Consider the following 7,614-nt stretch of genomic DNA (forward strand, 5'->3'; position numbering starts at 1 on the left):
TTTCTCACTTCTGAGAGAGACGCTGTCTATTCCATATCTCGATTATTCCGCTATTTGATATATTTTTGTTTGTTCTTCTAACCGGCTGTCCTTCTATTTCTTGCTCATTCTTCGCAAACATCGTTGGTACGCCAAACGAAACCTTTTCTAAAATGTGACCCGCTTCTTCTGATAAACAATAATCAATAAATAAATCCGAAATAATACCATTCGGTGCACGTTTTAGTTTCGAAATCGCATTAACAGATAACCCTGTTTGCTCAGGTACAATACTTACAATTGGAAAGCCTTGTTTTTGAAGCATTCTCTGATCTCCCATGAAATTGATGCCTATCATATACTCACCACTCGCAACAAGCTCCACTGGTATGTAACCATTCACCGTTACTTCACCAACTTGTCCTGCGAGATTCTTCACATATTCCTTCGCTTCCTCTTCACCTACAGTATCAATAAGTGATTGAAAAAACGTATATGCTGTTCCTGATACATTTGGATCGGGCATCACAATCTTTCCCTTATATACTGGATGTAACAAATCTTTCCACCTTGATGGATAAGGAAGTCCGAGCGGTGCTATTTCTTCATTCCACCGCTCTTTATTGATCGCGATTGCCAGCTTCTCCACTTCATAACCGTACCAATAACCGTCTTTATCTTTAACAGTTTTCGAAATACGGTTCGCGTGCTGACTTGTAACAGGAATAGATAGATTTTTTTGTTTCATCATTTGATGCGCGTCTACCGTACCGCCAATAATAATATCCGCTTTCGGGTTTCCAGCTTCCTCTTCTACCCTCCGAAGAAGCTCCTCTGTCGAAAGACGAATAAATTCATACGTACAGCCGCGTGGTTTACAAAATGATGACAGCAAAGCTTCACCAACTTCCTCACGAGCTGCTACATACGCAACAAGATGACGATCATCCAAAATAGGGAGACCACTTTTATTATATTTAATAGAGGTTGTATCTCGAGAGCAACTAGACATCGCTCCTCCAATTACTAGCAAAAAGAAGAAAAAGGCTATCTTTCTCATGACACATTCTCCTTTACAAATACATTTGCGAGGGAGCTTTTCATATACATAACATTCCCGTTATTATCACCGAGATATTGCACAACAAAGTACGATGGATATACAGAAATAGTAAGAATGTCTTCTCGCTCATTCTTTATACGCTTCCCTGTTTTATACGCGGTAATATAAGCAATCGGTTCATTCTGTGATTGTAATAATTTCTGTATTTCTCCGTAATCTGTAATTTGCTTTGCGTACCGAATCGAATCAAGTATGTGCGTAACATTCATCGTACGTTCTACATCACCTTGGCGTACTATGACATCCTGCGCTGACGCAAAAAAATCACTAATACGTTCTGGTGTGTAATACAGGCTTAACAAATACGTTTGAAATGCTGAAATCATTGGGTCCGTACCATTCTTTCCGTACATATCAGCCCCGTACTGGAACAAGTCACCTACTGCAAAAGTACGTTTATGTCCATTCAAGTACGTTACTTCTCCAGTAAATACTTGTTCTTGAATCTTAGCTTCTCTCGGTTCTATTTGAATTCGGTCAAAGAATGAAACAATCGTATGCAAACGAACTTCATCCGTTATAACAATTTCTCCCCACTTTTCATGTCTAACCTTCATTTCAGTAGGCAGGGATTCATTCACTCTTTGTAAAACAGTTTGTTTGTCATTCACTATTGTGATTCGGTTGTATATTTGCTTCTCCATCACATAAAACAAAATAAGAGAAACAATTATACAAAGAACAAACATAAGAATTTGAAATGATAGCCTTTTCATTTCTGCCTACCTCCAAGATAAAAAAACGTTGTTTCGAAAATACCGCATAATTGTTTCATAAATGTATCATTTAACCGCTTTCAAGTTTTTTATGTCTTCCATCCGTCTCGGAAGTAAGAATGTAATAAATATGGTAGTACCTATTTCTTCACTACTCTCAATCCGCATACTTCCGCCCTGCTTACTCATAATCTCCTGACAAATATACAAACCGTAACCATTCCCGTAACTAGAAGGCAGTACCTTCCCGCCTGGTGATTCATTCCACTCTGCAAGCACGCCTTCATCTATACCAATGCCATCATCATGAACAAAAACCTTCGCCTCACGTTCATTTACGATTACATTCATACGAATTTGCGTAGCATCGCTATATTTTATCGCATTATCAAGCACGTTTAAGAAAATCTGTTTCGTCTTATCAAAATCTGCAACAACATGTACATCTGTTAACTCATTTATCACTTCAATCTCAAATTTCTGCAGACGAGGTTTCACAATTGAAACTGCTTCTTCTGCTAATTCCTTTACATTCACAACTGTAGGTGACACTTCAAACGTACTCGTCCCGTACTTTGAAGACTTAAGTAATTCCTCTACAAGTGATAATAAACGCTCACTTTCTACAGCTACATATCGCAGGCTCTCCTGTACATCTTCCTGCGCCTTTAACTTCGGAATTAAATCCACATAGCCAATAATTGCAGTTAGCGGTGTTTTTAGCTCATGCGTAATACGGTCTAAGAAATCTTTCTGCTTCTCTTTCTCCTCTTTCAATTGCTTAATATGCAGCTCAATTCCATCGGCCATCGCATTAAAAGATGCTGAAAGCTGAGCAATTTCTACATATTCATTTAGCTCAATCTTACTTTTATAATCACCATTCGCAAGCCGATGCGCCATTTGTCTTAACTGATCGATCGGCTTATGAAGAGACTTTGCCAAACGAATTGCAAAGAAAATACCCGCAGCTACTAAACAAAGAGACGTCATTAAAAACGTCCAACCAACATTTGTTAAAACTTCCTTCTCACCCGTTAATTCATTTATGAAGCGGACACTTCCAATGACATCGTTTCCATAATACACTGGGCTTGAAAACAAAAGAATTGGAGCTGGGTCTCCCTCTTCAAAAACATAAGATTTCTTCCCCTTCAAAGAGCTTTCAATATCAATATTCCGGTGAAGAAGTGCTCCCTTTTGCGTATCCGCAACAACATCTCCATTCTTCCCAATCATCTGTACACGGACATCCATACGCTTCGCTAAATACGAAGCAATTAAAAGTGAATTCGGACCGAGCGTCTCCACCTCTGCTTCCTTCTCTAAATAATTCATCGTATAAATTTGTGCTTCTATACTTAACTTCTCCAAAGAATTTGCCGCGTTATGATACATATTCTTTTCTAACGTAATATAAACAACCGCGTACAACAGAACAAAAATCGGGATTAACAGTCCAACTATTCCAAACACCATATTTCTTTTTAAAGACATACCATCACCACTTAACAATCCAGTTTATAGCCAACGCCATAAATTGTCTTAATATATTCCCCGCTATTCCCTAACTTCTTCCGCAGTCTTTGCACCATAATATCAACCGCTCTCGTATTTCCGATATACTCAAATCCCCATACTTTCTCAAGTAACTCATCTCTCATAAATACACGCTGCGGATTTGAAACAAACAACTGACATAAATTAAACTCTCGGTACGTTAACTGAATTTCTTGTCCACTCACATGCACTTTTCTTTCCTTAGGGCAAATCGTTATCTCTCCCGCTCCAATTACTTCATGGCTTACCGTTACCTCTGTCTTCTTCACACGCCGCGTCATATTCTTGACCCGAAGAATAAGCTCTGCATAATTAAACGGCTTCGTCACATAATCATCTGCGCCAAGCTGCAACCCGAGCAATTTATCATTCATCTGACTCTTCGCAGTTAACATGAGTACTGGAATATCTCTATTCTTCTCGCGGAACAAACGAAGCAACTCGTACCCATCTGTATCTGGAAGCATAACATCCAAAATCAATACGTCCGGCCCTTCATTCCATCTCTCTAAAGCTTCTCTCCCATCAGCCGCAGTGAGCACTTCATACCCTTCCATCTCCAACTGCATCCGAATCAAATTACGAATGCTCGATTCATCATCAACTACAAGTATTTTCATTATTCTCCTCCTTCCATCACGTATTATAGTACAGTTTAGTATAGCAAAAATCTTATAAAAAAAGAGAGGGTATTGTCGAACATATGTTGAACGACAATACCCTCTCTTTCACTTATTATATTTTATTTATCATACCCATTAGGTTTCTTCTGATGCCAATTCCAAGCATGCTCAATGATTGTCTTCACATTTACATACTGCGGATCCCAGCCTAACTTCTCTTTCGCTTTCTGAGAAGAAGCAACTAAACGTGCTGGATCTCCCGCACGACGCGGTGCTACCTCAGCAGGAATGTCATGATTTGTAACTTCGCGAACTGCATCAACGATTTCTTTCACGCTGAAACCATTACCATTTCCTAAGTTATAGAAATCACTCTCTCCGTCGTTCTGCAAGTCTATAAGACCCAAGAAGTGAGCTGCCACTAAATCTTCAACATGAATATAATCACGGATACAAGTACCATCTGGTGTATTATAGTCATCACCAAACATCATAATCTTCTCACGTTGCCCTAACGCCACTTGCAGTACAAGAGGAATTAAATGCGTCTCTGGACGGTGATCTTCCCCAATAATACCATTTGGAGTTGCACCAGCCACGTTAAAGTACCTGAAAATCTTATAACGTAAATTAGAAGCTTGGCTATACCAATGAAGCATCTTCTCGATTGCTAACTTCGTTTCTCCATATGTATTCGTTGGATTTGTCATCGTTTCCTCAGTAATAAGATCTACATCTACCTCACCATACGTTGCCGCAGTAGAAGAGAAAATAAACTTATCTACCTTAAACTCATCCATTACCTCTAATAAACAAAGTGCACCATACACATTGTTATTATAATATTGAAGAGGCTTCTCCATACTAACGCCAACTAAAGAATCAGCTGCGAAATGCATAACTGCCTCAATATTTTCTTGTGTAAAAACATCTCTTAAAAATGCTTTATCACGAAGGTCTCCATTATAAAACTTCGCACCTTCTGTAATTGCATCCTCATGACCAGTTTGTAAGTTATCTACTACTACAACAGATAAACCTTCGTCTACTAATTTTTTTACAGCGTGAGAACCGATATAACCGGCTCCGCCGCAGATTAGAATTGAATTCATTGTCTTCCTCCTACATATATTAGGATTGCTTACTTACTCACTTACTTATTATAAAAGGTATACGATTGCTCGTATACCTTTTGTGTACCTTTATTACTTAGCAACGAAATAATCCGTTACATATTGTGCCCAAACTTCATGCCCTTTAGCACTTGGGAAACCGAATTCAATCTAAAGAATTTGGGTCATTACTTATTACTTAGTCACTTCAAGATGTGCTCTTAATTTATTTGTTAAATCTTGTTTTGCTGCATCTGGAACATAGTAATACCAAATGCCATCGGCAGCCTTGTGACCGTCACCTGGGATTTGGATATCCTCACTATTTTTCAAGCAATCTTTATAGTTCTTTTGCATATCAAACATTTGATCTTGCGTTAAGTTTGTCTTCACATTCTTTTGAATTGCCGTTAATACATCCCCATAACCTGTTAAAGAAGAGAAGCTTGCCCCCTTCTTAATAACAGCCTGCATTACTTGACGTTGACGCATTTGACGTCCAAAGTCACCACGTGGGTCTTCTTTACGCATACGTGTGTATGCTAGAGCTTGGTCACCTGTTAAATGAATATTCCCTTTTTGGAAATGCTTCCCTTCTAGAGAGAACTCTAAATCATTATTTACATCTACCCCACCGACTGCATCAACGATATCTTTAAAGCCTTCCATGTTCACTTCAATATAATAATTAATAGGAACATTCAAGAAGTTCTCTACGGTCGCTACAGACATATCTACTCCGCCGAATGCATAAGCATGATTGATTTTATCGCTTTTGCCTTTTCCAACAATTTCTGTATACGTATCACGAGGAATACTTACTGTTTTCATAGAGTTATTTTTAGGATTTAATGTAATCACCATTAAAGAATCTGAACGCCCTTTATCATTACCGCGCTCGTCTGCTCCTAGTAATAAAATTGACACGGGTTCACTCTTACTAACTTTTTCTCCAACATTACTGTTGTTTTGATCTCGTTTTAAAGGTTTATGCACTTCTTTTAATGTATTAGATACAGAAGAATATACATTATAGGCATAAACTCCTCCACCTATGATTAGTACCCCAAGAATACCGAGTACCCAAAATAAAATTTTCTTTTTCATTATTGTAACCTTCTTTCTTAAGCCTAACTTACAATACATATAAATCCTATTATACAAAAAAAAAACTTAATAAAACCAAATAATATAGCGATCCACAAAAAATAGACAAACAACAATTATATATTGTTATTTGTCTATCACATATCTTAATATATTTATTCTTTCTTGTCACCAAGCGCAAACGTGATTTCTGTCTCACAAGCAATTTCACCATCTACAGTAGCAACTGCTTTTCCTTTTCCAATTGACCCACGTACACGCGTCATTTCAACTTCTAAACGAAGCTGATCACCTGGGCGGACTTGTCGTTTAAAGCGGCAATTATCGATGCCTGCGAAGAATGCTAAGCGACCACGATTCTCTTCTTTCTTCAACATAGCAACAGCACCAACTTGTGCTAAAGCCTCTACAATTAAAACACCTGGCATTACAGGATAATCTGGAAAATGCCCATTAAAAAATTCTTCATTAGCTGTAACATTCTTTATTCCAATAGCACGCTTTCCTTCTTCTACTTCTAAAACTTTATCCACTAGTAGAAATGGATAGCGATGAGGAATTATTTCTTTAATTTGTTGAATATCTAGCATACACTTCTCTCCTTACACAAGATTGGTCATACCACCAGAAGTTATACTATCATTATCCCATTTTAACTCTCATTTGTCATTATAAAAAAGATTTTAGAATTTCTCTTCTAAAATAAAAAAATGTATACACTCTTTTCAATATATGTTATCTCTGACACGGAGGTTGAAAAGAGTGTATACCCAAGTTAGGGAAAGGCAAATTATATCAAATATATTAAGCCTTAATGTCGTATTCATAAATCATTATATAGGAGAAAATCTTGAAAGAAAAACCTAATATTACACCTTTTTTGTTTTTTTTCAGGATAATTATTAGCATTTTCTCTTTTTTCCTCCTATTTTCTTTAAATTATTATATTTTAACATTAAAATAAAATATCAAAAAATATACTCTCTTATCGTTATCACTTTTACATATGTTTTCCGTTTATTTATTAAAATGTTTTTAACAAAATCAATCTAATATCAATATCTCTCGTACTCTTTGATTTCATGATACAAAAATGCTATTCAATTAAATTTCAATATCTTCTATATAAGGGTGATTCCCCCCTTTTCCTTATAACTTTCATGTATAATAATACAGTAACAATACTACCAGATTTTTTAAATGGTAAAGGAAAGAGGCAACAAAATGACTGAACGTTTAAAAGTAATGACAATTTTTGGGACACGCCCAGAAGCAATTAAAATGGCACCTCTTGTGTTAGAGTTGCAAAAGCATTCAGAGAAAATTGAATCGATTGTGACTGTAACGGCGCAACATCGTCAAATGTTAGATCAAGTATTAAGTATCTTTGGAAT

General features: G+C 36.9%; 7 protein-coding genes and 1 pseudogene. 1 reads left to right on the top strand and 7 read right to left on the bottom strand.

Annotated elements, in window-relative coordinates; all coding sequences use genetic code 11:
• Window positions 1-4: 4 nt before the first annotated feature.
• The 7 genes from F8162_RS27850 to fabZ all read right to left on the bottom strand — a co-directional run bounded on the left by F8162_RS27850 (window position 5) and on the right by fabZ (window position 6,810).
• Window positions 5-1,039 (bottom strand): ABC transporter substrate-binding protein, encoded by a 1,035-nt coding sequence (locus F8162_RS27850; protein WP_151632001.1) that lies wholly within the window; start codon window positions 1,037-1,039, stop codon window positions 5-7.
• Window positions 1,036-1,818 carry a DUF3919 family protein gene (locus F8162_RS27855; RefSeq protein ID WP_151631999.1) on the bottom strand — a complete coding sequence of 261 codons (783 nt, stop codon included), beginning with the start codon at window positions 1,816-1,818 and terminating at the stop codon, window positions 1,036-1,038. The genes F8162_RS27850 and F8162_RS27855 overlap by 4 nt, the downstream gene beginning before the upstream one ends.
• 66 nt (window positions 1,819-1,884) lie before the next feature.
• Entirely contained in the window at window positions 1,885-3,315 is a 1,431-nt protein-coding gene (locus tag F8162_RS27860; protein ID WP_151631998.1) for a sensor histidine kinase, read from the bottom strand.
• Window positions 3,316-3,326: 11 nt separating this feature from the next.
• The gene (locus F8162_RS27865) at window positions 3,327-3,998 is read right to left on the bottom strand and encodes a response regulator transcription factor (protein ID WP_151631996.1); all 672 of its coding nucleotides are present in this window, start codon (window positions 3,996-3,998) and stop codon (window positions 3,327-3,329) included.
• Window positions 3,999-4,120: 122 nt separating this feature from the next.
• On the bottom strand, window positions 4,121-5,113 hold the full coding sequence (galE, locus tag F8162_RS27870; protein WP_151631994.1) for a UDP-glucose 4-epimerase GalE: 993 nt from the start codon (window positions 5,111-5,113) through the stop codon (window positions 4,121-4,123).
• Window positions 5,114-5,308: 195 nt separating this feature from the next.
• Window positions 5,309-6,220: a transcription antiterminator LytR gene (gene lytR / locus F8162_RS27875; protein WP_151631992.1), complete on the bottom strand. Its 912-nt coding sequence runs from the start codon at window positions 6,218-6,220 to the stop codon at window positions 5,309-5,311.
• A 155-nt stretch (window positions 6,221-6,375) separates the two neighbouring features.
• Window positions 6,376-6,810, bottom strand: a complete 435-nt coding sequence (gene fabZ, locus F8162_RS27880) for a 3-hydroxyacyl-ACP dehydratase FabZ (RefSeq protein WP_075396245.1) — start codon at window positions 6,808-6,810, stop codon at window positions 6,376-6,378.
• A gap of 634 nt (window positions 6,811-7,444) precedes the next feature.
• Here fabZ and F8162_RS27885 point away from each other — a divergent pair.
• Window positions 7,445-7,614: pseudogene (locus tag F8162_RS27885) on the top strand (UDP-N-acetylglucosamine 2-epimerase (non-hydrolyzing)); the annotation flags it as partial.

Origin of the sequence: Bacillus sp. CH140a_4T, assembly GCF_008923725.1 — a bacterium.
Taxonomy (GTDB): Bacteria; Bacillota; Bacilli; order Bacillales; family Bacillaceae_G; genus Bacillus_A.